21 protein-coding genes are annotated in these 25,142 nt (G+C 59.4%); 19 read left to right on the top strand and 2 right to left on the bottom strand.

From position 1 onward, the window contains the following. Positions 1 to 4: 4 nt before the first annotated feature. The 19 genes from rsmH to argJ all read left to right on the top strand — a co-directional run bounded on the left by rsmH (position 5) and on the right by argJ (position 23,496). Positions 5 to 955 (top strand): 16S rRNA (cytosine(1402)-N(4))-methyltransferase RsmH, encoded by a 951-nt coding sequence (rsmH, locus tag NUV55_RS10215; protein WP_296672640.1) that lies wholly within the window; start codon positions 5 to 7, stop codon positions 953 to 955. After that, a complete protein-coding gene (gene ftsL, locus NUV55_RS10210) occupies positions 948 to 1,226 on the top strand; it encodes a cell division protein FtsL (protein WP_296672638.1) in 279 nt (92 codons plus the stop codon). The genes rsmH and ftsL overlap by 8 nt, the downstream gene beginning before the upstream one ends. Further along, positions 1,223 to 2,938, top strand: coding sequence for a penicillin-binding protein 2 (locus NUV55_RS10205; protein WP_296672636.1), 1,716 nt, complete (start codon positions 1,223 to 1,225; stop codon positions 2,936 to 2,938). Before ftsL ends, NUV55_RS10205 begins: the two co-directional genes overlap by 4 nt. Beyond that, complete coding sequence (locus tag NUV55_RS10200; RefSeq protein ID WP_296672634.1) at positions 2,935 to 4,404, top strand: UDP-N-acetylmuramoyl-L-alanyl-D-glutamate--2,6-diaminopimelate ligase; 1,470 nt, start codon at positions 2,935 to 2,937, stop codon at positions 4,402 to 4,404. The genes NUV55_RS10205 and NUV55_RS10200 overlap by 4 nt, the downstream gene beginning before the upstream one ends. Continuing rightward, positions 4,404 to 5,771, top strand: a complete 1,368-nt coding sequence (gene murF / locus NUV55_RS10195) for a UDP-N-acetylmuramoyl-tripeptide--D-alanyl-D-alanine ligase (protein ID WP_296672632.1) — start codon at positions 4,404 to 4,406, stop codon at positions 5,769 to 5,771. The genes NUV55_RS10200 and murF overlap by 1 nt, the downstream gene beginning before the upstream one ends. Then, on the top strand, positions 5,772 to 6,854 hold the full coding sequence (mraY, locus tag NUV55_RS10190) for a phospho-N-acetylmuramoyl-pentapeptide-transferase (protein ID WP_296672630.1): 1,083 nt from the start codon (positions 5,772 to 5,774) through the stop codon (positions 6,852 to 6,854). 92 nt (positions 6,855 to 6,946) lie between these two features. Further along, the gene (gene murD / locus NUV55_RS10185) at positions 6,947 to 8,287 is read left to right on the top strand and encodes a UDP-N-acetylmuramoyl-L-alanine--D-glutamate ligase (RefSeq protein WP_296672629.1); all 1,341 of its coding nucleotides are present in this window, start codon (positions 6,947 to 6,949) and stop codon (positions 8,285 to 8,287) included. After that, on the top strand, positions 8,284 to 9,447 hold the full coding sequence (ftsW, locus tag NUV55_RS10180; protein ID WP_296672627.1) for a putative lipid II flippase FtsW: 1,164 nt from the start codon (positions 8,284 to 8,286) through the stop codon (positions 9,445 to 9,447). Before murD ends, ftsW begins: the two co-directional genes overlap by 4 nt. Positions 9,448 to 9,684: 237 nt before the next feature. Then, a complete protein-coding gene (gene murG, locus NUV55_RS10175; protein ID WP_296672626.1) occupies positions 9,685 to 10,761 on the top strand; it encodes an undecaprenyldiphospho-muramoylpentapeptide beta-N-acetylglucosaminyltransferase in 1,077 nt (358 codons plus the stop codon). After that, entirely contained in the window at positions 10,754 to 12,154 is a 1,401-nt protein-coding gene (gene murC / locus NUV55_RS10170) for a UDP-N-acetylmuramate--L-alanine ligase (RefSeq protein ID WP_296672624.1), read from the top strand. Before murG ends, murC begins: the two co-directional genes overlap by 8 nt. Positions 12,155 to 12,156: 2 nt before the next feature. Next, entirely contained in the window at positions 12,157 to 13,056 is a 900-nt protein-coding gene (gene murB, locus NUV55_RS10165; protein WP_296672623.1) for a UDP-N-acetylmuramate dehydrogenase, read from the top strand. Next, a complete protein-coding gene (locus NUV55_RS10160) occupies positions 13,053 to 13,973 on the top strand; it encodes a D-alanine--D-alanine ligase (RefSeq protein ID WP_296672621.1) in 921 nt (306 codons plus the stop codon). The genes murB and NUV55_RS10160 overlap by 4 nt, the downstream gene beginning before the upstream one ends. After that, a complete protein-coding gene (locus NUV55_RS10155; protein ID WP_296672619.1) occupies positions 13,960 to 14,805 on the top strand; it encodes an FtsQ-type POTRA domain-containing protein in 846 nt (281 codons plus the stop codon). Before NUV55_RS10160 ends, NUV55_RS10155 begins: the two co-directional genes overlap by 14 nt. Positions 14,806 to 14,807: 2 nt before the next feature. After that, on the top strand, positions 14,808 to 16,049 hold the full coding sequence (gene ftsA / locus NUV55_RS10150; protein ID WP_296672618.1) for a cell division protein FtsA: 1,242 nt from the start codon (positions 14,808 to 14,810) through the stop codon (positions 16,047 to 16,049). Between the two features lie 62 nt (positions 16,050 to 16,111). Continuing rightward, the gene (gene ftsZ / locus NUV55_RS10145) at positions 16,112 to 17,248 is read left to right on the top strand and encodes a cell division protein FtsZ (protein ID WP_296672616.1); all 1,137 of its coding nucleotides are present in this window, start codon (positions 16,112 to 16,114) and stop codon (positions 17,246 to 17,248) included. Positions 17,249 to 17,592: 344 nt separating this feature from the next. Then, positions 17,593 to 18,504 (top strand): UDP-3-O-acyl-N-acetylglucosamine deacetylase, encoded by a 912-nt coding sequence (gene lpxC / locus NUV55_RS10140; RefSeq protein WP_296672615.1) that lies wholly within the window; start codon positions 17,593 to 17,595, stop codon positions 18,502 to 18,504. A gap of 41 nt (positions 18,505 to 18,545) precedes the next feature. Next, positions 18,546 to 19,472, top strand: a complete 927-nt coding sequence (locus NUV55_RS10135; RefSeq protein WP_296672613.1) for a M23 family metallopeptidase — start codon at positions 18,546 to 18,548, stop codon at positions 19,470 to 19,472. Positions 19,473 to 19,563: 91 nt separating this feature from the next. After that, positions 19,564 to 22,272, top strand: coding sequence for a preprotein translocase subunit SecA (gene secA / locus NUV55_RS10130; RefSeq protein ID WP_296672612.1), 2,709 nt, complete (start codon positions 19,564 to 19,566; stop codon positions 22,270 to 22,272). Between the two features lie 3 nt (positions 22,273 to 22,275). Then, positions 22,276 to 23,496 carry a bifunctional glutamate N-acetyltransferase/amino-acid acetyltransferase ArgJ gene (gene argJ, locus NUV55_RS10125; RefSeq protein WP_296672610.1) on the top strand — a complete coding sequence of 407 codons (1,221 nt, stop codon included), beginning with the start codon at positions 22,276 to 22,278 and terminating at the stop codon, positions 23,494 to 23,496. 111 nt (positions 23,497 to 23,607) lie between these two features. Here argJ and coaE read toward each other — a convergent pair whose 3' ends face one another. Together coaE and NUV55_RS10115 are read right to left on the bottom strand one after the other, a co-directional pair. After that, positions 23,608 to 24,216 carry a dephospho-CoA kinase gene (gene coaE, locus NUV55_RS10120; RefSeq protein WP_296672608.1) on the bottom strand — a complete coding sequence of 203 codons (609 nt, stop codon included), beginning with the start codon at positions 24,214 to 24,216 and terminating at the stop codon, positions 23,608 to 23,610. Positions 24,217 to 24,227: 11 nt separating this feature from the next. Further along, positions 24,228 to 25,112: an A24 family peptidase gene (locus NUV55_RS10115; RefSeq protein WP_296672606.1), complete on the bottom strand. Its 885-nt coding sequence runs from the start codon at positions 25,110 to 25,112 to the stop codon at positions 24,228 to 24,230. Positions 25,113 to 25,142: the final 30 nt, after the last annotated feature.

Below are 25,142 nucleotides of genomic sequence, written 5' to 3'. Positions count from 1 at the left end.
AAGCGTGAATGGATATCACCATGTTCCGGTATTGCTGGAGGAGGCATTGCAGGCTCTACAGGTGAAGGAAGACGGAGTGTATGTGGATGCCACTTATGGGCGAGGCGGACACGCGCAGGAAATTTTGAGAAAGCTCGGCGAGCGGGGACGGCTGCTGGCGTTTGACCGGGACCCACACGCCTGCGAAGACGCGCGCCGCCGATTTGGCGACGACGCGCGCATGCAAATCCACCAGGCACCGTTCTCGATGATCGGACAGGCGATTGAGAATCTGGATCTCACTGGAAAAATCAACGGTATTCTTTTCGATCTCGGCATATCCTCGCCGCAGCTTGACGATCCTCATCGTGGTTTCAGTTTTCGTACCGAAGGGCCACTCGACATGCGCATGGATCCACGGGTTGGTGAATCGGCCGCGGCATGGATCAATCGCACAGAGGAAAATGAAATTGTGCGCGTCCTGCGTGAATACGGCGAGGAACGTTTTGCCCGACGCATCGCGCGCGCGATCCTGCGTGAACGATCCATTGAGCCCATTACTACCACACAGCGCCTGGCTGAGATCGTCGCACGCGCCGTGCCCACGCGCGAGAAGAGCAAGGACCCTGCCACGCGCACATTTCAGGCCATCCGGATTTACATCAATCGTGAGCTCGAGGAATTGACCGAAGCGCTCCCGCAGGCGGTGAAATTGCTCGACACCGGTGGGAGACTGGCGGTGATCAGTTTTCATTCGCTCGAAGACCGGATCGTCAAACATTTTTTGCGCACGGAAGCGAAAGGGCTGGAGCTTCCGCCCGAATTACCGGTACGCCATGATCAATTCCGTGCGCGCCTGAAAATCATCGGCAAGACGATCCGGGCCAGCGAGGCGGAAACCCGTCGGAATTCGCGTGCCCGAAGTGCCGTGATGCGCGTGGCGGAACGTACCGAAGAGGCAACCACCGATGCCTAGGCGTCTGGTCATTCTTTTCGCGGCGGTAATCGTGGTTTCAGTCGTCGTGGTGCAAATGCGGCATGAAAGCCGCCAACGGTTCGCGCAATTGCAGGTACAACAGGCAGAACGGGACGCGCTGAATGTTGAATGGGGGAAGCTGTTGCTTGAGGAAGGCGCCTGGTCGCAGCACCGCCGCATCGAGATCGTGGCGCGCAGTCGACTTGACATGAACACACCCGAGGCCGCGAGCATCCGCGTCGTGCGGGTGACACCGGATTCCGCGCTTTGAGCCGCCACGCCAAAACCCGTCACCCGGTGCGTAACGCCATTGTCTTGCTGTTTTTTCTGAGCGGGCTTGTACTGCTGGCGGCGCGTGCGGTGTACCTGCAGGTGCTCAATTCCGATTTTCTCCAGAGTCAGGGTAATCAGCGTCACTCGCGTTTGGTGAAGGATAATTCGCACCGGGGGATGATCCTCGATCGTCATGGCTCACCGCTGGCTGTCAGCACGCCGGTGGATTCGGTGTGGGCGCATCCGCCAACGCTGGCGGAGGAACGCCGGAAATGGCCACGGCTGGCGGCGCTGCTCGAGATGAGCCCGCGCGAGCTTACGTTACTGATGCGCCGGCATGAAGGTCGTGAGTTTATGTATCTCAAGCGGCATGTCCCGCCGCCGCTAGCCGAGCGGGTGATGGCGCTCAAGATTTCGGGCGTGGCGCTGCAGCGCGAATATCGGCGCTACTATCCGCTGGGTTCCGTCGCTGGTCATGTTATCGGCTTCACCAATATTGACGATCAGGGTCAGGAAGGCGTTGAACTCGCTTTCGATGCCTCGTTGCGCGCCGTGCCCGGGACCAAGCGTTTGTTGCGCGATTTGCGGGGCAATGCAGTGGAAGTCGCCGAGAGCGTGATATTGCCCAAGCCGGGCCGGGACCTGGTGCTTTCCATCGACCGGCGTATCCAGTATCTCGCCTATCGTGAGCTCAAGGCGGCCGTAGTCGAGCATGGCGCGAGTGCCGGCAGCGCTGTCGTGCTGGATGCACGTACCGGCGAGGTGCTGGCAATGGTTAACGAGCCGGACTTCAATCCCAACAACCGCGCCGGCCTGCGCAGCGGCAAGTTCCGCAATCGCGCCGTGACGGATCTCTTCGAGCCGGGGTCTACCCTCAAGCCCTTCACCATCGCGTGTGCATTGGAGAGCGGAAAATATTCGCCCGGCAGCGTGATCGATACCACGCCGGGAGTGTTGCGGGTGGGTGATCGCACATTCCGCGATAACCACAATTACGGTGTGCTGACGGTCGCGGGCATTATCGAGAAATCGAGCAACGTCGGAATCTCCAAGATTGCGCTGGCGCTGAACAAGAAGAGCATGTGGGAGATGCTGCGCCACGCCGGGTTTGGACAATCTACCGGCGTGCAGCTTCCGGGCGAAGTGTCGGGACTTCTCAATCCCTACTCAGGGTGGGTCCCGGTCGACCAGGCGAGCATTTCCTTTGGCTACGGAATTTCCGTAACACCACTGCAACTGGCGCGCGCCTATCTTGCTCTCGCGAATGACGGAACGGCGCTGCCGTTGACGATGCAACATTCCGAAACCATACCGGAAGGTGAGCGCATCATGTCCGGCAAAACTGCGCGCCATCTTCAGTCCATGCTGGAACTTGCTGTGAGCGATGCCGGTACGGGCAAAGCGGCGCAGGTGGCGGATTACCGCGTGGCCGGCAAGACCGGCACGGTACGCAAGCTGACCCCGGAGGGATACTCCGAAGACAAATACGTCGCGTGGTTCGCCGGATTCGCGCCCATCAACTCACCACGCCTCGTGATGGTGATAACGGTGGACGAACCGGCGCGTGGCGCCTACTACGGCGGCGAAGTGGCCGCGCCGGCTTTCGGCCATGTGATGGCCGGCGCATTGCGATTGCTTGACATCCCGCCCGATGCACCACGGAAGGAAACGCGTCTCTTGACAGTGAAAAGCGAGCGGATGACCGAATGACGCCGAGAATAATTGACCTGCGTGAACTGCTCGAAGGCATAGCGCGTGTGCCGGGCGTAGCCAGCCGCGAGGTACGCGGGCTGCAAACGGACAGTCGGCGCGTACAGCCGGGCGACCTGTTTCTGGCGCTGCCGGGAATGGTGGCTGACGGGCGCGAGTATATTGGCGATGCCGTAGCCTCGGGGGCCTGCGCCATCGTCTACGAAAAAGATGACGGTTATGCGTTGCGCGGAGTGCCGGTGCCCGCCTTTGGTGTCTCGGGGCTGGGTCAGAAACTCGGCTTCGTTGCGGACCGCTTTTATGGTTCGCCCTCGCGACGGCTCGTGGTGGTCGGCGTTACCGGCACCAACGGGAAAACCACCTGCACACAACTCCTGGCGCAGGCCCTCGACCAGCCTCCGAAGCGCTGCGCGGTGATTGGCACGCTCGGTAGCGGATTCCCCGGCGTGCTTAACGCCTCGATCCACACCACACCCGATCCCGTGACGGTGCAGCGGCTCATGACGGACTTTCTCGGACAAGGTGCCACGCATCTGGCGATGGAGGTCTCCTCGCACGCGCTCGATCAGGGGCGAGTGAATGGCGTGCTGTTCCATGTGGCGGTCTTCACCAACCTGACGCGCGACCATCTCGATTATCACGGAGACATGACAGCTTATGGCCTGGCCAAGGCGAAATTGTTTGCCACGGAAGGATTGAAATACGTGGTGACCAATCATGACGATGATTTTGGGCGCCGGTTGCTGACCGATATAAGCGCGCCGGTGACTTCCTTGAGTTACGGCATCAAGGGTGGCGATGTGCGCGCGTGCGAGGTACGACCTTCGCCCGAGGGGCTGTGGCTGCGGATCCAGACGCCCAACGGTGAAATTGAATTGCGTAGCCCGCTCATCGGACACTTCAACGTGTACAACCTGTTAGCGGTGTTCACGACCCTTTTGGTTCTGGGAGTGGACATGAAGGATGCGGCCGCGCGACTGGCTCGGGCGCATGCCCCCGCCGGACGTGCCGAGCGTTTTGGCGGCATCAAGGGTTTGCCTCTGGTCGTGGTGGATTATGCGCACACGCCGGATGCGCTGGAAAAAATCCTGATGGCACTGCGCGAGCACGCGCAGGGAAAGCTCTGGTGCGTCTTTGGCTGTGGTGGCGACCGCGACCGTGGCAAGCGTCCGCAGATGGGCGAGATCGCCGAGCGACTGGCGGACGTGGTTATGCTGACTGACGACAACCCGCGCCATGAGTTGGGCGATGCCATTATCGCGGAGATTGCTGGCGGCATGCGTGCCTCACCGCGGATCATCCGTGATCGCCGCGCCGCCATCAAAACAGCCATTCAGACCGCCGCTACGGATGACATCGTGCTCATCGCCGGCAAGGGACATGAGGATTACCAGCAGGTGGGCGACGAACGTCTGCCTTACAGCGATCGGGAAGTGGTAAGACAGCTGATGGGAGCGGCAGCGTGATGTCTCTCGAAATTCTCGCCGATGTTCTGAAGTGCCCGCGCAAGGGTTCGGACGCCGTGTTCACGGGCGTCAGTCATGACACGCGTACATTACAGGCCGGTGACTTGTATGTCGCGATCAAGGGCGATCGCTTCGATGGACACAACTTTCTGGCCGAAGCCATCAGTGCGGGTGCCGTGGGGGCCCTGCTGGGACGCGATATGCAAACGCCGTTGCCCTATGTGCATGTGCCGAACACGCGACTGGCTTATGGCAATCTCGGGGCATTCTGGCGCAACCAATTTCAGGTCCCGGTCGTCGCCATCACCGGCAGCAACGGCAAGACCACGGTCAAGGAAATGATCGGCACCATTCTGGGTGAGATCGGAACCGGGTGTGTTACGCGCGGAAATTTCAACAACGATATCGGCGTGCCATTGACGCTGGTGCGAATGCGCTCCAGTGACCGCTTTGCCGTTATTGAGATGGGGATGAATCATTTCGGTGAGATCGAGTATTTGTCGCGCATGACGCGGCCGACGGTCGCGCTCATCACTAATGCTGGCGAGGCGCACCTGGCGGGGGTCGGTACGGTCGAAGGTGTGGCACGCGCCAAGGGGGAGATTTTCACCGGCCTGAGAACGGCGGGAACGGCCGTGCTCAATGCCGACGATGAATTTTTTCCTCTCTGGAGGACGTTGGTTGCCGGGCGCAAGTGCCTGACCTTCGGGCTGGATCACAAGGCGGACGTGAGCGCGGATTACCGGCTTACCGACAACGGCAGTCTGATACATCTGAAAACCACCACCCATGGAGACATCGACATGAGCGTACCCTTGTTGGGCAGACACAATGTCATGAACACCCTGGCGGGCGCGGGCGCGGCGATTGCGGCTGGCGCCTCGCTTGAACAGGTGAAAAACGGCCTCGAAAAACTACAAACGGTTTCCGGCCGCCTCGAAGTGAAAAGGGGCGTCAGCGGCGCGCGCATAATTGATGATACTTATAACGCCAATCCCACCTCCGTCGCGGCGGGGCTGCAGGTGCTCAAGGAATTTTCCGGCGAGCGTGTAATGGTGCTCGGTGACATGGGTGAGCTCGGGTCATCCGCCGCCGACATCCATTTCCGCGTCGGCGAACTGGCCGGCCGTCTTGGCATCCAGCGCCTGTTCGCCATTGGAGAATTTTCACGCATTGCCGTAGGCGCTTTCGGCAAGGGCGCGCGTCATTTCGAGAGTCATGAGGCCCTCATCGAAGCCCTTCAGGACTGCCTGCACGCGGACATGACGGTGCTGGTCAAGGGGTCGCGCATGATGCACATGGAACAGATCGTCGCCGGCATTACAAAAAAATCCCCGGCCGCCGGCGAGAACGGGAGGAAACGCTAAGTGCTTTATTATCTTTTCGAATCGCTGGCGCGGGATTTCTCGTTTTTCAACGTGTTTCGTTATCTCACGCTGCGGGGTATCCTGGGCGTACTCACGGCGCTGATGATCAGCTTCTGGATTGGGCCGACCATGATCCGGAGTCTCGGCGTGCGGCAGCTGGGACAGACTGTGCGCAAGGACGGCCCGCAGAGCCATCTTGCCAAGGCCGGTACGCCGACCATGGGCGGGGCGCTGATCATCGTGGCGATCGCCGTCTCCACCCTGCTGTGGGCGGACCTCACCAACCGCTTCGTGCTGGCGGTGCTGTTCTCCATCGTGTCCTTCGGTGCGATCGGCTGGGTCGACGACTACAAGAAGATCATCAATAAAGATCCGCGCGGTATCGGCGCCAAGGCCAAGTTTTTCTGGCAGACGGTTTCCGGTTTGGCGATCGCGCTGTTCCTCTATTACACCGCCAAGAGTCCAGCCGATACGGCGCTCATCGTTCCGCTGTTCAAGAACATCATCATTGATCTGGGCCCGGTTTATATCCTGCTCGCTTATTTCGTCATCGTGGGCAGCAGCAATGCCGTGAATCTGACGGACGGATTGGATGGCCTGGCGATCATGCCGACGGTCATGGTGGCCGCGGCGCTGGGCATCTTTGCCTACGTCATGGGTCACCTGAAATTTTCCGCCTACCTCGGTTTCCCCTATATCGCCGGTGCCGGCGAAATGTTGATTTTCTGTGGCGCCATCGTTGGCGCCGGGCTCGGTTTTCTGTGGTTCAACACCTATCCCGCCATGGTGTTCATGGGCGATATCGGCGCGCTCGCACTGGGCGCGGCGCTCGGGACCGTGGCGGTGTCGGTGCGCCAGGAAATTGTGCTCTTCATCATGGGCGGGGTGTTCGTTATGGAGACGGTGTCGGTGATCTTGCAAGTAGCGTCATTCAAGCTCACGGGCAAGCGCATCTTCCGCATGGCGCCGTTGCATCATCATTTTGAATTGAAGGGATGGCCCGAACCGCGCGTGATTGTGCGTTTCTGGATCATCTCGCTGATCCTGGTGCTGATTGGACTGGCGACATTGAAGCTTCGATAGGAATTAAGACCCTCGCCAATCTCCCTCTTCCATTGCGGAAGAGGGCAGGGACGAGGGGAAAGAGGTCAGGACAGAACGTGAATGTGGTGGCGATGAAAAAGACGGAAACAAAACGCGCGCTGGTGGTGGGCCTCGGGCTTACAGGAATTTCCTGCGTGCGTCATCTCATCGCGCGAGATTATGAGGTCGTGGTGGTGGATACCCGCGAGCAACCGCCAAAGCTGGCGGAACTGCGGCGCGAATTACCGCGGGTCGCCGTACACACCGGTGGCTTGCCTGCGGCGCTTTTCGACGACCCGGGTCTGCTGGTGGTGAGCCCGGGCGTGTCGGTCAGGGAAAGCGAGATTGCGCGTGCCACAGAGCATGGCGCCGAGGTGGTTGGGGACATTGAGCTGTTCGCTCGCGAAGCGACAGCGCCGGTCATCGCCGTGACCGGCACGAATGGCAAAAGCACGGTCACTGCCCTGACCGGAGAGATGTGCCGGCACGCGGGCCTCAGGACCGCCGTCGGCGGCAACATTGGTGTACCGGCACTGTCGCTGCTCGCGGGTGACGAGCCGGATGTCTACGTCCTCGAGCTGTCGAGTTTCCAGCTGGAGACAACGACCAGTCTCAATGCGCGCGCCGCGGCGGTGCTCAACATAACGCCGGATCATATGGACCGCTACCGTGATATCAATGAATACGCCGGAGCCAAGGCACAAATTTTTCGCGGCAACGGCACCATGGTGATCAATACCGACGATCCCCTGGTGCTGCGCATGAGCCAGTCGGGTCGTCGCGTTGTCAATTTCGGACTTGGTCGCCCGCTTACGGCGCAGGATTATGGTCTCGATGAAATCCGCGGTGAGACTTGGCTGATGCGCGGAAAGGAATCGCTCATGCCCGTGCGCGAAGTACCGCTTACCGGCCGGTATAACCTGGCCAATGTGCTCGCGGCCATGGCGCTGGCCGAGGCCGTGGGAGTCGCGCCCGAGGCTTTCTGTGCGGCGGTGCGGACATTCAAAGGACTCAAGCACCGCACCGAACTGGTGGCCGAGCACCAGGATGTGCGCTGGTATGACGATTCGAAAGGGACGAACGTCGGCGCCACCGTGGCGGCGTTGAACGGCATGACCTCGCCGGTGATTCTCATCGCCGGCGGCGACGGCAAGGGACAGGATTTCAGCGATATGAAACCGGCGTGCATCCAGCATGCCCGCGCGGTGGTGCTCATCGGGCGCGATGCGCCACAGATCGAGGCCGCGCTTGGCAAGGCCGTGAAGGTGCATCACGCGAAGGATATGCACGATGCCGTGCGAATTGCCAAGAAACTGGCACAACCGGGAAACGTGGTGTTGCTTTCACCTGCCTGCGCCAGCTTCGACATGTTCCGCAATTACGAGCACCGTGCCGAAGTTTTCTGTCAGGCCGTGCGCGAGGAATTGGCATGAGCGCTGTCATCATGCCGGGTGTGCTGCGTTCGGCGGGTCGGGCACGCCCGGCGTGGGACCCGTGGCTTTTGGGCAGCACCATCGTGCTGCTCGCGACGGGTGTAATCATGGTGTATTCAGCGTCTGTCGCTTACGCCGATCGCGAGATGAACAACAGCGCCTATTTCCTCATCCGCCATGCCTCTTACACAATCCTGGGTTTGCTGTTCATGGCGCTCACCATGCGCACGCGCGTGCGTTGGTGGGAAAAGTCCGGTCCGTATCTTCTGCTGATCGGCATGGTCTCGCTGTTTGTTGTACTGCTGCCTGGCATAGGTGCGCACGTCAACGGCAGTTCGCGCTGGATTCGGCTTGGCGTCCTGAACGTGCAGCCGTCGGAATTCATGAAGCTATTCGCGGTGATTTACGTCGCGGGATATCTGGTACGCAAGCAGGAGGCGCTCAAGAATTTTACCCAGGGCATCGTGATGGTCAGCCTCGTGCTGGCGGTGATTGGGGCGTTGCTGCTGATGGAACCCGACATGGGTTCGCTGGTGGTAATTACCGTGACAGTGTTTTCCATGCTGTTCCTCGGCGGCGTGCGTTTCTGGCACTTCATGATGGTCCTAGGCGCCGGTGCCGGCAGCATGGTGCTGCTCACCATCATCTCTCCGTATCGCATGGCGCGGGCGACGAGTTTCATGGATCCATTCGCAGATCCGTTCAACACCGGATTCCAGTTGGTGCAGTCGTTGATTGCCTTCGGGCGCGGCGAATGGTTTGGCGCCGGGCTGGGCGCCAGCATGCAGAAGCTTTTTTATCTGCCCGCGTCGCACACCGATTTCGTGTTCGCCGTGATGGCCGAAGAACTCGGATTGGTGGCGGTGCTCGGCATGATGGTGCTGTACAGCATTATTATCGTGCGCGCCTTCGTCATCGCGCACCAGGCGGAAGTTGCCGGCCAGATCTACGGCGCGCGCCTGGCGCAAGGCATCGGGCTGCTGCTCGGTGGCCAAGCCATGATCAACATGGGTGTCAACATGGGTTTGTTGCCAACCAAGGGACTGACACTGCCATTCGTAAGTTATGGCGGTTCCAGCATGCTGGTGAGCTGCATGGCGATGGGTCTGCTGCTTCTCATCGGGCGCGCGGCGCGCGGCGGCAATTGGGGGGCGGCATGAGCAGGGCGATGGCGACCGCGCAGCGCGGAGCAGGGGCCCCTTCGGGGATGCGGGGATGCCGGCGCCCCGCATGCGGTCGCTGGCATCCCCTCCGCTGCCCGATCCCGCTGCGCGGGTCCCTCGGGCGACGCTCCGGGGCGCCCCCCACGCGAAGCGTGGGGATGCAACCGTGGCGAATGCCGCCAGACGCCGACAAAACGGAATGTGGAATATTGTAGTGCTATCGGAGGCGGAGCAATGACTTGCGTGCTGATTATGGCGGGCGGTACCGGAGGGCATGTGTTCCCCGGCCTCGCCGTGGCGCGCCGATTGCTCGAAAAACGTACGCAAGTTGTGTGGCTGGGTACGCGCCGGGGCCTGGAGGCGCATGCGGTGCCGGCTTCGGGGCTTGCTATCGAAATGGAATGGCTGACGATCCAGGGCGTGCGGCGCAAGGGCTGGCTGCGCTGGCTGCTGTTCCCGTTCACTCTTATATATGCCATGGCGCAGGCGTTCCGCGTGCTGCGCCGCAGAAAGCCCGATGCCGTATTGTCTCTCGGCGGATTCGTTGCCGGTCCTGGAGGTTTGATGGCCTGGTTGACGCGTACTCCGTTGCTCATCCACGAGCAGAACGCGATTCCCGGCATGACCAACAAGTGGCTGGCGCCGCTCGCCGATCAGGTGCTGAGCGGTTTCCCGAATGCCTTCGGCCGACATCTGGTCGCGCGCCCCGTGGGCAATCCGGTGCGTGACGAAATTGCCGCGCTGCCGCCTCCGGATGAAAGACTGGCCTCCCGCCGCGGCCGGCTGCGGTTGCTGATTGTCGGCGGCAGCCTGGGGGCCAGGATTTTCAACGACGTTGTGCCCGATGCCGTGCAGGAATTGCCGGCCGACATTCGACCGGAGATCTGGCATCAGTGTGGCCGTAACGCCGCGGAATCGGTGCAGCGTGCATACGGCGACGTGCCGGCCAAGGTGATGGAATTCATCGATGACATGGCGCAGGCCTATGCCTGGGCAGACGTTGTGATATGTCGCGCCGGGGCTATGACGATCGCCGAGATCGCCGCCTCCGGGTCCGCGGCGATTCTGGTTCCCTATCTTTATGCGGTCGACGATCACCAGACCGCGAATGCGAAATTTTTGTCCGAGCGTGACGCGGCGGTGCTGATCCCGCCGGCGGAATTCAACAATGCCCGTGTATGCGAGCTGCTTGGCGGATTCGCCGGCAACCGTGGGCTCTTGTTGAAGATGGCACAAGCGGCGCGTCATCTGGCCGTGACCGATGCGGCTGAAACCGTGGCGAGATTATGCCTGGAGCACACGCATGCGTGACCGTGTGAAGCACGTGCATTTTGTCGGCATCGGCGGCGCGGGTATGTGCGGTATTGCCGAAGTGTTGCACAACCTCCAGTTTGAGGTTACCGGATCGGATGTGCGTGAGTCGCCCAACACCAAGCGCCTGATCTCCCTCGGCATCAAAGTTGCCATTGGCCACGATCCACAGCTTATTAAAGCCGTGGACGTGGTGGTGGTGTCGTCAGCCGTGGATGATGTCAATCCGGAAGTTCGCGCGGCGCGTCTGGCGCGCGTGCCAGTCATTCCGCGTGCCGAGATGCTGGGCGAATTAATGCGCCTGCAGCGTGGCATTGCCATTGCCGGCACACACGGCAAAACCACTACCACGAGCCTGATCGCCAGTTGCCTGGCTGAAGGCGGGCTTGATCCCACCTTCGTGATCGGCGGACGACTCAACAGTGCCGGCACGCATGCGCGACTGGGACGCGGGCAATATCTGGTCGCAGAGGCCGATGAAAGCGATGCTTCCTTTCTGCATCTCGCCCCGTTCATGGCGGTCGTGACCAACATCGACGCTGATCACATGGCCACCTACGGTGGTGATTTCGATCGGCTGAAGCAGGCCTTTGTCGATTTTCTGCAGCAACTTCCGTTCTACGGTCTGGCCGTTCTGTGTCTCGATGACCCGGTGGTGCGCGAGGTCATCCCACGGGTACATCGCCCATTGCTGACCTATGGGACGGTGCCGGAAGCCGATTTGCGTGCCGTCAACATTCGCCAGCAGGAAACTCGCATGCATTTTACCGCCGAGCTGCGCGGCCAGAAGAACTGGCTGACGGTTGAGTTGAATCAGCCGGGTCATCACAACGTGCTCAATGCGCTTGCGGCCATAGCCATCGCGCACGAGTTGGGTGTGAACGAGGCAGCGATTGCACGGGCGTTGGCCGCCTTCGGCGGCATTGGACGGCGTTTCCAGATCAACGGACGCATCAAGCAGGACAGTGGTGATGTGATCCTGGTGGACGACTATGCGCATCATCCGCGTGAAATCGCCGCGACCGTCGCAGCCGCCCGCGCCAGCTGGCCGCAGCGCCGGCTCGTCGTGGTGTTTCAGCCACATCGCTACACGCGCACGCATGACCTGCTGGACGATTTCAGCACCGTGTTGGCAGAGATCGATACTTTGCTCATCACGGAGGTTTATGCCGCGGGCGAGAAACCGGTCAGCGGTGCGGACGGCCGCGCCCTGTGCCGCGCCATCCGCGCGCGCGGCAAGGCCGACCCGATTTTCCTGGAAGATGTCAGTACGCTTCCGCAGGCCTTGGTCGATGTGCTGCACGGTAACGACGTGTTGCTGACCCTGGGGGCAGGTTCAATCGGCAACGTTGCTGCTTCGCTGCCGCAGACGCTGGGCAAGGGAGGAAAATGATGATGCCGGCGAAATCCAGCACAAGCCTGCGCGGACGACTGCTCATGAACGAGCCGATGTCGCGCCACACCAGCTGGCGCGTCGGCGGACCGGCAGACCGGCTTTATATTCCCGCCGATCTCGATGATCTCGCGGCGTTTCTCATGTCATTGCCGGCGCCAGAGCAGCTGCATTGGGTGGGGCTGGGAAGCAACCTGTTGGTGCGTGACGGTGGCGTGCGCGGCACGGTGATCATGACCAGTGGCGCGCTGAGCGGCTTGGCCATTTTACGCGCTGGCGTGGTGCGTGCTGAGGCCGGCGTGGCAGGGGCCAAAGTGGCCCGTTTCTGCTCCGAGCGTGAGCTGGTTGGCGCGGAATTTCTGGCCGGCATCCCCGGCACGGTCGGTGGTGCACTGGCGATGAACGCTGGCGCCTTCGGCGGAGAAACCTGGAACATCGTCGAGGCAGTGGAAACCATTGACCGCCACGGTGAACGGCGCACGCGCACGCCATCGGATTACACAATCGATTATCGCAAAGTCGGCGGCCCCCAGGGCGAATGGTTTGTCGCCGCGCATTTCCGGCTTGATAGCGGAGACGTCTCTCAGGGGAAAACGCTTATCAAGACCCTGCTGGCGAAGCGTGGAGCGACCCAGCCGACGCAGTTGCCAAACGCCGGATCCATTTTTAAAAATCCCCCCGGCGATTATGCCGCGCGCTTGATCGAGGCCAGTGGAATGAAGGGCGCGTGCGAAGGTAAGGCCTGTGTCTCCGAGCTGCACGCGAATTTCATCGTTAACCAGGGTAGCGCCACGGCGGCAGAGATTGAACGCCTGATATCACGGATCCAGGCCACGGTGGAAAACCTGCACGGGGTGACGCTGGAAACCGAAGTGCGAGTCATCGGCGAGATTAACGCATGAACCGTAAAAACTTTGGCAAGGTGGCGGTGCTGATGGGAGGTCCTTCGGCGGAACGCGAGGTATCGCTCAAGAGCGGCAACGCTGTGTTGGCCGCCCTGAAACGTAAAGGGGTCGATGCTTATGGCTTCGATGCCGACAGGTCTGTTTTGCGGCTGCTGGAAGACGGGGAATTCGAACGCGTATTCATTGTGCTGCACGGACGTTGGGGTGAGGACGGCGTGATTCAGGGGGCGCTGGAAGTATTGGATATTCCCTATACCGGCAGCGGCTTGCTGGGCTCGGCACTGGGCATGGACAAACTCAGAACCAAATTTCTCTGGTCCGCCGCCGGCATCCCGACGCCGGAATACGCTGTGCTCGAAGCCAGCACCGATTTCGACAAGGTGGCCGCGAAACTCGGCTTGCCGGTTTTTGTTAAACCCGTGCGCGAAGGTTCGAGCCTTGGTGTGAGCAAGGCCAAGTCAGTGACTGAGCTCAAGGACGCATGGAAAAGCGCAGCCAAATACGACGATCAGGTCATGGCCGAGCGCTTCATCGACGGCGCGGAAATTACCTGCGGGATTCTCGGCGAACAGGCGCTGCCGCTGATCCAGATTGAGACCGATCGCGAATTTTACGACTACGAGGCGAAGTACCTGCTGGATACCACGCGCTATCTCTGTCCTTGCGGCCTGCCCGCGGACGAGGAGCGCGCCATCCAGACGCTCGCGCAACGGGCGTTTGCCGTGCTCGGTTGCGGCGGGTGGGGCCGAGTGGATTTCATGCTCGACAAAAGCGGGCGCGCATACGCGCTGGAAGTGAACACGGTGCCGGGCATGACGGATCACAGTCTCGTGCCCAAGGCGGCGAAGCAGGTGGGCATGGATTTCGATGAATTGGTGTTGCGCATACTGGAGACAGCCGATGTCAGGCGCTGAGATGACACGCGGAAAGGCCGACGAAGGCATCAGCCTGTTCAAGGCGGCAGTGCTGTTGTTCTCGCTGCTGTCAGTGTTACTGGTACTGGCTTTCGGCGCCGATTGGTTGCTGCGTACCGATCATTTTCCGGTGCGAAACGTGCGCTTCGAAGGCGAATTCAAACAGGTGACGCAGCAGGAATTGCAAACTGCCGTGATGAACGTCGTGCGCGGTAATTTCTTCCTGCTCAATCTGGAGGCGGTGAAGGCGCGCGTGGAATCCTTGCCCTGGGTTTACCGGGCGTCGGTGCGCCGCCAGTGGCCACAGGATGTGCATGTCCAGTTCACCGAGCAGCAGCTCGCCGCACGCTGGGGTAACAGCGCTTATTTAAATCAGGCCGGCGATGTGATGCGCGTGACTCAGAGCGATCCGTCGGCTGAGCTCCCGCAGCTCGAGGGGCCGGATGGTGCCGGAGCACAGGTGCTGGAGCATTACAAAAAACTCGGCCAGATCCTGGCGGTAGTCGGGCTGAAACTGGAAAACATCACGTTGACGCCTCGACGTGTCTGGAGACTGGTAGTGTCGAATGGCGATACGGGAGGGAGGATTCCGGGAGCGACGATGATCATAGTGCTGGATCGGGATCAGCCGGAATACAAACTGGAACGTTTTGCGCGTGTATACGCGCAAGCGCTGAAACACCAGGGTGCGAAAATCTCACAGATAGACCTGCGGTATACCAACGGATTTGCAGTACAGCAGGCCGGCGCGCAAGCCGCCGGTCATCGAGATACGTCGGGGCACGCAGACGCCATCGGCACGGGACGGACAGCAGCAGCCAAGAAGGGGTAATTATGGCGAAGAGAGACGATGACAAGCTGATTGTGGGCCTCGATATCGGCACTTCCAAGGTGCTCGCGATCGTCGGCGAAATTGCGCCAACGGGCGAGGTCGAGATCATTGGCGTGGGACATCATCCCTCGCGCGGAATGAAAAAGGGCGTGGTAGTGAACATTGAATCCACGGTGCAATCGATTCAGCGCGCGGTGGAAGAGGCAGAACTCATGGCCGGTTGCCAGATTCATTCGGTCTATGCCGGCATCGCGGGTTCGCACATCAGCAGTTTTAACTCGCACGGTATTGTCGCCATCAAGGATAAGGAAGTTGGGCAGGGCGACGTAGAGCGTGTGATGGAGGCGGCGCGCGCACTCGCCATCCCCGCGGACCAGAAGATACTGCATATCCTTCCCCAGGAATTCATCATCGACAAGCAGGAGGGTATCCGGGAGCCGGTCGGCATGAGCGGCGTGCGACTCGAGGCCAAGGTGCATATTGTGACCGGCGCGGTCAGTGCGGCACAGAACATCATTAAATGCGTGCGTCGGTGCGGGCTGGAGGTGGACGACATTATTCTCGAACAACTCGCTTCCGGTATTTCCACGCTGACGGAGGACGAAAAAGAGCTGGGCGTGTGCCTGGTGGACATTGGCGGTGGCACCACCGACATCTCGGTGTTCACCGATGGGGCGATCCGCCACACCGCTGTCATCCCCATCGCCGGCGATCAGGTGACGAATGACATCGCCGTGGCGCTACGCACGCCGACGCAGTATGCCGAGGATATCAAGAAAAAATACGGCTGTGCGCTTACCCAGTTGGCACATCGCGATGAAACCATCGAGGTGCCAGGGGTAGGCGACCGACCGCCGCGCAAGCTTTCGCGCCAGACGCTCGCCGAGGTCATCGAGCCGCGTATCGAGGAACTCTACAGCCTGGTGCAGGCGGAGCTGCGTCGCAGTGGTTTCGAGGACGTGATTGGAAGTGGTCTCGTGCTCACAGGAGGCAGCGCCAAGATGGAAGGCGTGGTCGATCTCGCGGAAGAGGTATTTCACATGCCGGTGCGCCTGGGCGTGCCGCAGTACATCGGAGGGTTGAAGGGCGTGGTGCAAAACCCGATCTTCGCCACTGGCGTGGGTCTGGTGCTGTACGGCGCACGGTGCCGGGAAGGCAAGACGTACGTGCAGAATCCTGGTACAGCCGTGGGTGTGAAAGGAGTCTGGAGCAAGATGAAGAGCTGGTTTCAGGGGAATTTTTAAAGTGGGAAACGGGAAGATGTTTCGATTAATGAAATCAAGGAAACCTACACTGGAGGTTACACATGTTTGAACTGATGGATACCTATGGGCAGCAAGCGGTAATCAAGGTAATCGGCGTTGGCGGGGGCGGTGGTAATGTCGTCGACCACATGGTCTCCGCCAACATCGAGGGCGTGGAGTTCATCAATGCCAACACAGATTCGCAGGCGCTCAAGCGATCGCAGGCGAAGACCATTCTGCAACTGGGAACCAATCTCACCAAGGGTCTGGGTTGCGGCGCTAATCCCGATATCGGCCGTCAGGCCGCTGTCGAGGATCGCGAACGCATCGCCGAGGCGCTTTCCGGTGCTGACATGGTCTTTATCACCGCTGGTATGGGCGGTGGTACCGGCACTGGCGCCGCGCCGGTGGTGGCGCAAGTGGCCAAGGATATGGGTATCCTGACGGTAGCTGTCGTGACCAAGCCGTTTCCGTTCGAGGGCCGCAAGCGCATGGGCATCGCCGACCAGGGAATCTCGGATCTGGCCCAGTACGTCGATTCCATCATTACGATTCCGAACGAGAAACTACTGACGGTATTGGGCAAGGATGCCACACTGCTCGATGCCTTCGGTAAAGCCAACCAAGTGCTGCAAAACGCTGTACAGGGCATCGCCGAGCTGATTACCCGTCCCGGACTTATTAATGTGGACTTTGCCGACGTGCGCACCGTGATGTCGGAGATGGGCATGGCCATGATGGGTGCGGCCTCCGCCAGTGGGCCGTCACGCGCGCGCGAAGCAGCGATCGCGGCGGTTTCGAGTCCCTTGCTGGAGGACATCAATATCTCCGGCGCCCGCGGGATTCTGGTCAACATCACGGGTGGACTCGACATGTCTATCGGGGAATTCGAGGAGGTTGGTAATGCCATCAAGGAATTTGCTTCCGAAGATGCCACCGTGGTGATTGGCACCGTGATCGAGCCTGAGATGCGCGAGGAACTGCGCGTGACGGTGGTGGCGACGGGCCTTGGACAGGAAAAGCAGCGCAAGCAGCCGTACAAGGTGGTCAAGACCGGAACCGGTACGACTGACTTCGAGGATTACGAGACTCCGACGGTGATCCGGAATCGGCGTACAGAGCGTCCCCTGGCCACGGCATCTGAGGCGGCCATCGAGTACTTGGATATCCCGGCGTTTTTGCGTAAGCAGGCGGACTAGCGCCTTACGCCCGAGGCGAACGCCCCTCAAAGGAGCTTCGCCACGGAAGGGAGTTTCCGACGCTATGGGACCCGGCGGCCAGGAGGCGTTAACCTTGGAACAGGCCGTTTATCGGGCTTGGTTTCCCGGTCGCAGCTTCCAAACCGAGATTTGGCTGGACAGGTGTGGGGTTTTATCCTTAAATTACAGGTAGGGACTGATTTTTCCGTAAACCTTACCCGAGTGAAATCATAATCGGTATGCAGGGTTGCATGCACCAACTTAACCCAGCGTGACTATTTCCCGCCCCGGCGGAGAAATGCACGCCTTTTCGCAAGAAAGGGATCTTCAAGAAGAAGTATTCAATGATTAAACAACGAACACTGAAAAACGTTATCCGCGCAACAGGCGTGGGTTTGCATACAGGCGAAAAGGTCTATCTGACCCTCCGGCCCGCCTCTTCCGAAACTGGAATTGTCTTTCGCCGCATCGACTTGGCTGATCCGGTGGAAATTCGCGCCTGCCCGGAAAATGTCTCCGATACCCGCCTCTCAACTACACTTGAATTTAATGGGGCGAGGGTGTCCACGGTGGAACATCTAATGTCAGCGTTTGCCGGACTCGGTATCGATAACGCCTACGTCGATTTGACGGCGGCAGAAGTGCCGATCATGGACGGCAGTGCCGGTCCCTTTGTGTTCCTGGTGCAGTCGGCCGGTATTGCCGAGCAGACCGCGCCGAAACGTTTCATGCGCATCAAAAAGGAAGTACGCGTGGAAGAGGGCGACAAGTGGGCCTGCTTTCAGCCGTTTGAAGGGTTCAAAGTTTCCTTTGCCATCGAATTCGATCATCCGACTTTCCGCAATTCGACTCAGAATGCCACGGTCGATTTTTCCACCACCTCCTTCGTCAAGGAGGTCAGTCGTGCCCGCACCTTTGGTTTCATGGGCGATCTTGAGGCCTTGCGTGCCGTGGGGCTGGCGCGCGGTGGCGGTCTGGATAACGCCATTGTGATGGATGATTACCGCATCCTGAATGATGACGGCTTGCGATACGAAGACGAATTCGTCAAACACAAGGTGCTGGACGCCATTGGTGATCTGTATCTGTTGGGACACCCGTTGATCGGCGCCTTCAGCGCGCACAAGTCCGGTCATTCTCTCAATAATCGTCTGCTGCGCGAGTTGGTGACGAACCAGGAAGCATGGGAACTCATCACTTACGATGAAAACGACGAGGCGCCTATCGCCTTCGTGCGCACGGTTCCGGCAACCTGACCGGCGCACAGCGAGCGGGAAGTTAAAAGGCGAAACGCGGCATGAATATTATCCTGGTACCCAACAGTCAACGTGGCAAAGGGCGCAATACTACCTTTTCCCATCGTCATCTTGTCCTTATCGCCCTGGTGGTTTTTCTCGCACTGCCGGTTCTGGTCGGCATCGTTGCCTACCATGCGCAGGATATGCTCACCGCCTACAACGCGGATTCGCTGCTGGCGGCTCAGCGCCGCGAACTGGCAGCGCAGCGCACGGCGGTGGCCGAGGCCAAGCGCAATGCCGAGACGCATCTCAACGCGTTGGCACAGCGGCTGGGCCAGATGCAGGCACAAATGATGCGACTCAATGCGCTGGGCTCCCGCCTGACGCGCATGGCAGGGCTGGATGCACGCGAATTCAATTTTTCCGTCGAAGCGGCCATGGGTGGACCCGAAAAGACAGCCGCCTCGTCGAATCCACCCGAACTCATGGATTCGCTCGATCGCCTGACACGAGAGATTGAGCGCCAGCAAGAGCGCCTGAGCGCGCTCGAAAACCTGCTGCTGGATCGCAAGCTCAACGCGGCTGTGACGCCATCCGGCTGGCCGGTGGACGGCGGATGGATTTCCTCCGGTTTTGGTGTGCGCGCCGATCCTTTCAATGGCCATCAGTCCCAACATGACGGTGTGGACATCGCCTCGAGCATGGGTTCGCCGGTGCATGCCGTGGGTGATGGTGTTGTCAGCCACAGCGGAGACAAGGCCGGTTATGGAATGATGGTCGAGGTCACGCATGAATCCGGTTTGACGACGCGTTATGCCCATGCCAGCGCCGTCCTTGTCAGGGCGGGTGATCGCGTACAGAAAGGCCAGTCCATCGCGCTGGTCGGCACTTCCGGTCGTTCCACCGGCCCTCACCTGCATTTCGAGGTAGTGCGCAATGGAACCGCGGTGAACCCCATGCGGTATTTGCAGCAAGCCAGCAAATAGGTCACACCACCGCGAAGCTTCAAGTCTTTTCGTTTTTCCTCCATAATCGCCGTTCTTTTGATACGTCTCCCCGTGAGGCGCACGGATTTTCATGATTACGAAAGCACTTACCAGGATTTTTGGCAGCCGCAATACACGCCTGATCAAGCGCATGCAGCAGGACGCGGCGCGCATCAACGCGCTCGAACCCGGGATCTCTCAACTTACCGACGAGCAACTGCGTGCGAAAACTGCTGAATTCAAAACCCGCGTGTCTAATGGCGAGACACTGGACAGCCTTTTAAGCGAGGCTTTTGCGGTGGTGCGCGAAGCCTCCAAGCGCACGCTCGGTATGCGTCACTTTGATGTGCAGCTGATCGGCGGCATGGTGTTGCACCAGGGAAAGATTTCGGAAATGCGAACCGGTGAGGGCAAAACACTGGTTGCCACGCTGCCCGTCTATTTGAACGCGCTTTCGGGTAAAGGCGTGCACGTGGTGACCGTCAACGATTATCTTGCCCGGCGCGACGCGGAGTGGATGGGTCAGATATACCAGTTCCTGGGCATGAGCGTGGGCGTGGTCGTTCCCGGACAAGACCGCCAGACCAAGCGCGAGGCCTATGCCGCCGATATTACCTATGGCACCAATAATGAATACGGTTTCGATTACCTGCGCGACAACATGGCGTTTCGTGCCGAGGAACGCTCGCAGCGCAGGCTCAACTACGCCATCGTCGACGAGGTAGACTCGATCCTGATCGACGAGGCGCGCACGCCGCTTATTATTTCCGGACCGGCTGAGGAAAGCACCGATCTGTACGTCAAGGTCAACACCATCATTCCACACCTGACCAAGCAGGAAACGGAGGACGGACCGGGCGACTACAGCGTGGATGAAAAGACCCGCCAAGCCAATCTGACCGAGGCCGGCCATGAAACGGTCGAGAAACTGCTGGCCCAGGCCAGCTTGCTGCAACCCGGGTCGAGTCTGTACGACGTTTCGAATCTTATATTAATGCACCATCTTGTCGCCGCGCTGCGTGCGCATGCGCTCTTCAAGCGCGAGGTGGATTACATTGTGCGCGATAACGAGGTCATTATCATCGATGAGTTTACCGGGCGCATGATGCAGGGGCGGCGCTGGTCGGACGGGCTGCACCAGGCGGTGGAAGCGAAGGAAGGCGTGCTGATCCAGAACGAGAATCAGACGCTGGCGACCATCACCTTCCAGAATTATTTCAGGCTGTACGGCAAACTTGCCGGTATGACCGGCACGGCCGACACCGAGGCCTTTGAGTTCCAGCAAATTTACGGTCTCGAAGTGGTGGTGGTACCGACCCACCGGACGATGGTTCGTAAGGACATGGCCGACCAGATCTACCGTACCGCGGCGGAAAAACACGCCGCGATACTCGCGGATATCCGGGATTGTCATCAGCGCGGCCAGCCGGCGCTGGTAGGCACCGTTACGATCGAGGCCTCGGAGCATCTCTCGCGCCTGCTGCAGAAAGAGAAGATTGAGCATCAGGTTTTAAACGCCAAGCATCATGAACGAGAGGCGATGATTGTCGCGCAGGCCGGTCGTCCCGGCGCCGTGACCATAGCCACCAACATGGCGGGCCGCGGCACCGATATTGTCCTTGGCGGAAATCTTGAAATGGAACTCAAAGAGATCGGCGACGACAAGCCGAAACGCGAACGCGCGCGCGCCGAGTGGGACAAACGTCATCAACAAGTCCTGGACGCGGGCGGACTGCACATGATTGGCACCGAACGGCATGAATCGCGCCGTATCGACAACCAGTTGCGTGGCCGTTCCGGTCGCCAGGGTGATGCCGGTTCCTCACGTTTTTATCTCTCCCTTGAAGACAATCTTCTGCGCATTTTCGGAAGCGACCGCCTCTCTGGCCTCATGCAGAAGCTTGGCATGCAGGAGGGTGAGGCCATTGAACATCCGTGGGTGACGCGCGCCATTGAGAATGCCCAGCGCAAGGTGGAGGGACGTAACTTCGACATCCGTAAACAGTTGTTGGAATATGACGATGTGGCGAACGACCAGCGTAAGGTGATATATGAGCAGCGCAACCGGCTCATGGATGTGGGAGATATATCGGAAAGCATTACCACCATACGACACGATGTCGTTAATGAAATGATCAGCCAGCATGTTCCGCCGGAGAGCCTGGAAGAACAGTGGGATATTCCGGGTCTGGAAGAGAGCCTTGAACGCGACCTGGGCCTGAAACTTCCGATTGCTCACTGGCTCAAGGAAGAGTCCTCTCTGGACGAGGAGAAATTGCGCGCGCGCGTCATCAGCGAGGCTGACCGAAAGCATGCTGAAAAGAGTGTTTCCATTGGGCCCGATGTGATGCGCCATCTGGAGAAGGCGATCATGCTGCAAGTGCTGGACACCCAGTGGAAGGACCATCTTGCCGGAATGGACTACCTGCGTCAGGGCATTCACTTGCGCGGTTATGCCCAGAAAGACCCGAAGCAAGAGTACAAGCGCGAATCTTTTGTGCTGTTCTCCGATATGTTAACCCGCGTGCGGCACGATGCGATCAATCTGTTGGCACATGTTCAGGTGCAGGCACCGCAGGATGTTGAGGCGCTGGAAAACCAGAATCGCCAGCCTCAGGAAATGCAATTCGTTCACCCGACGCTCAATGCCGGCAGTCAGCCGGAAGAAAACGAGGGTGACGATGACGTGGCGGTGGCGCAAAAACCCGTTACTCGCCGCCAGCCCAAGATCGGACGTAACGAGCACTGCCCCTGCGGCTCCGGCAAAAAGTACAAGCATTGTCACGGAAAGCTGGACTGATCCATGGCGGTCGGTTTGCATGGTTTACCTGATCTGCATTCCGTCTCCGGCATTCGTCTGGGCACCACTGCCGCTGGTATCCGCAAAAAAGATCGACGCGATCTGGTGGTGATTGAGTGCGCGTCGGGAACACAGGCAGCCATTGTCTTTACGCAAAACCGCTTCTGTGCCGCTCCCGTCGCCGTGGCACGCGAGCACTTCGCCAACTTTATGCCCCGCGCCTTGCTCATCAATACCGGTTTTGCCAACGCCGGGACTGGTGATCTTGGCATCGAAGACGCGCGCGCCTGTTGCGAGGCGCTCGCCAGCCAGTTGGGCTGTAAAGCTGCTGAAATCTTGCCGTTCTCCACGGGCGTGATCGGCGAGCGGCTTCCGCGTGAGCGAATTGTTGCCGGCCTGCCGTCCTGCCTCGCCAGTCTCAATCAAAACGGTTGGGCCGAAGCGGCGCATGGCATCATGACGACCGATACCTTGCCGAAGGGAAGCTCACGTCAGGTCAAAATCGGTTCGCGTACGGTTACGGTGACGGGTATCGCCAAGGGCGCCGGCATGATCCGGCCGGACATGGCAACCATGTTGGCATTTGTCGCAACGGATGCTGCTGTGGCACCGCCGGCACTTCAGGCGTGCGTGTCAGCTGCCGTGAGCCAGTCTTTTAATCGCATCACCGTGGACGGCGATACCTCGACCAACGATGCTTGCGTATTGCTTGCTTCCGGAACAGCCGGAAATCCGGTGATTGATCAGACTGGTGGAGAGGCTTATACCGTATTGCTGGGAACCATCACGGAAGTATTCATGGAGCTTGCTCAAGCCATTGTGCGCGACGCCGAGGGCGCGACCAAGTTCATAACCGTTGAGGTGAAGGGTGGCCGCACTGAATCAGATTGTCTCGCGGTGGCTTATACCATTGCGCATTCACCGTTGGTGAAAACGGCGTTTTTTGCCAGCGACCCCAATTGGGGGCGCATTCTGGCGGCGATCGGACGCGCACCGGTTGCGCAACTGGATGTCGCCAAAGTGGGGATTTATCTTAATGAGCTATGCGTGGTGCGCCATGGTGCCGCGGACGCTGGCTATACCGACGCCAAGGGGCTCTCCGTTATGCAGCTGCCGGAAATCCGGATCGGGGTGGAGTTAGGGGCGGGCAGCGCTTCCGCTCGAGTTTGGACCTCAGACTTGTCGCACGAATATGTGCGCATCAACGCCGAGTATCGTAGTTAAAGAAGGTTTGATTTATTGATTGTTTACCGCAGAGAGCGCAGAGGACGCAGAGAAGAACCACGAAAATTAACTGAAAAATCTCTGTGATCTCTGCGTACTCTGCGGTGAAACTTATATTTTTTTCGTCGTGGCTGCGAGCGACAAATACCATTGATGTTTGCGCTCTACCTCGCCTTCAAGCTGTTTTCTGTCGCCATTGTTCTCGATCACGTCATTGGCCTGTTGCAGTCGCTGCGCCCGGCTTGCTTGTGCCGACATGATTTTCCGTATTTCCGGTTCGCTATATCCGCTGCGGGTGGTGGTGCGTTGAACCTGCACATTTTCCAATGCGTCTACGACCAGAATACGATCCACGAGGTCGGTAAAGCCGGATTCGATCAGGAGCGGCACAACGACAATGCCATAGGGCGCCTCAAGCGTGGCGAGCTTCTCCCGGACAATGGCACGAATGCGCGGATGCAAAATCGTCTCGAGACGACGACGTTCATCGGCATTGTCAAAGACTCGCTCACGAAGTTTATTGCGGTCTATCCGGTGGTTTTCATCCAGGATCGAGCCATCAAAAGCACGGACAATTTCGTCAAACGATTCCTGCCCCGGTTCAGTCAGGCCACGCGCGATCTCGTCGGTATCGATCACCGGCACTCCGCGCATGGTGAACAACGAGGCGATGGTGGATTTGCCACTGCCGATGCCGCCGGTCAAACCTACGCGCAACATGAGTGCTGGATTCAGGAACCGATGCGGGCGAACTGCAGGTAGTAACGTGTCAGGGTATCGCCCCAAAGGAGCGCAACCCAACCGGCCACGCACAAGAACGGTCCGAAGGGCATGGGCATGCGGCGGTCGTGGCCGAAAAACACGATGAAGGTAATTCCCACGATGGCACCAGCCAACGATGAAAACAGGATAATTAATGGCAGGCTCTGCCATCCGAGCCAGGCGCCCAGTGCGGCAAAGAGTTTGAAGTCGCCATAACCCATGCCTTCCTTGCCGGTTACCAGCTTGAAAAACTGGTAGACCAGCCAGAGGAAAACATAACCGCTGGTGGCCCCGATGACCGCCGATGACAGCGGAGTGAAAGCAGAAAAAACATTTAACAGCAATCCTGCCCACAACAGTGGCAGGGTGATATCGTCCGGCAACAGCTGTCGGTCAAAATCGATGAAACTGAGTGCAATCAGAGCCCACGTCAGCGCCATGCCGGCCAGTGCAGCCATTCCGTATCCGAAATACCAGGCGACCATTGCCGTGAGGCATCCTGTCAGCAGCTCCACCAGCGGATAGCGCCACGAAATGGGCTTGGCGCAAGCCGAACATTTTCCGCGGAGACAGAGAAAACTCAGAACCGGAATATTTTCGAGAACGGTGATGGCATGGCCACAATGCGGACAGCGCGAGCCTGGCACTGCCAGATCAAAACGTTTGGGGGCGTTCCGGGTTTTCTTATTCGGTTTGAGGATCTCCTGACACTGACTACGCCACTTCCGCTCCAGCATGACAGGAAGACGGTAAATCGCGACGTTCAGAAAACTGCCTATCGCCAGTCCGAATACACCGGCGATCCATGGAAAAGCCGCGGGGTAGTTGGCAAAGAGGACGGAGAGATCACTCATCGGGCGCCATTATGCCCAAATGCCGAGGAT

Source organism: Sulfuricaulis sp. (genome assembly GCF_024653915.1).
Classification (GTDB): domain Bacteria; phylum Pseudomonadota; class Gammaproteobacteria; order Acidiferrobacterales; family Sulfurifustaceae; genus Sulfuricaulis.
This window is presented reverse-complemented; position numbering and strand designations above follow the sequence as displayed.

Coding starts and splice junctions, on each gene's coding strand:
- ftsL (WP_296672638.1), top strand. CDS start 948: ATGCCTAGGCGTCTGGTCATTCTTTTCGCGGCGGTAATCGTGGTTTCA.
- NUV55_RS10200 (WP_296672634.1), top strand. CDS start 2,935: ATGACGCCGAGAATAATTGACCTGCGTGAACTGCTCGAAGGCATAGCG.
- murF (WP_296672632.1), top strand. CDS start 4,404: ATGTCTCTCGAAATTCTCGCCGATGTTCTGAAGTGCCCGCGCAAGGGT.
- murD (WP_296672629.1), top strand. CDS start 6,947: ATGAAAAAGACGGAAACAAAACGCGCGCTGGTGGTGGGCCTCGGGCTT.
- ftsW (WP_296672627.1), top strand. CDS start 8,284: ATGAGCGCTGTCATCATGCCGGGTGTGCTGCGTTCGGCGGGTCGGGCA.
- murG (WP_296672626.1), top strand. CDS start 9,685: ATGACTTGCGTGCTGATTATGGCGGGCGGTACCGGAGGGCATGTGTTC.
- murC (WP_296672624.1), top strand. CDS start 10,754: ATGCGTGACCGTGTGAAGCACGTGCATTTTGTCGGCATCGGCGGCGCG.
- murB (WP_296672623.1), top strand. CDS start 12,157: ATGCCGGCGAAATCCAGCACAAGCCTGCGCGGACGACTGCTCATGAAC.
- NUV55_RS10160 (WP_296672621.1), top strand. CDS start 13,053: ATGAACCGTAAAAACTTTGGCAAGGTGGCGGTGCTGATGGGAGGTCCT.
- NUV55_RS10155 (WP_296672619.1), top strand. CDS start 13,960: ATGTCAGGCGCTGAGATGACACGCGGAAAGGCCGACGAAGGCATCAGC.
- ftsA (WP_296672618.1), top strand. CDS start 14,808: ATGGCGAAGAGAGACGATGACAAGCTGATTGTGGGCCTCGATATCGGC.
- ftsZ (WP_296672616.1), top strand. CDS start 16,112: ATGTTTGAACTGATGGATACCTATGGGCAGCAAGCGGTAATCAAGGTA.
- lpxC (WP_296672615.1), top strand. CDS start 17,593: ATGATTAAACAACGAACACTGAAAAACGTTATCCGCGCAACAGGCGTG.
- NUV55_RS10135 (WP_296672613.1), top strand. CDS start 18,546: ATGAATATTATCCTGGTACCCAACAGTCAACGTGGCAAAGGGCGCAAT.
- secA (WP_296672612.1), top strand. CDS start 19,564: ATGATTACGAAAGCACTTACCAGGATTTTTGGCAGCCGCAATACACGC.
- argJ (WP_296672610.1), top strand. CDS start 22,276: ATGGCGGTCGGTTTGCATGGTTTACCTGATCTGCATTCCGTCTCCGGC.
- coaE (WP_296672608.1), bottom strand. CDS start 24,216: ATGTTGCGCGTAGGTTTGACCGGCGGCATCGGCAGTGGCAAATCCACC.
- NUV55_RS10115 (WP_296672606.1), bottom strand. CDS start 25,112: ATGAGTGATCTCTCCGTCCTCTTTGCCAACTACCCCGCGGCTTTTCCA.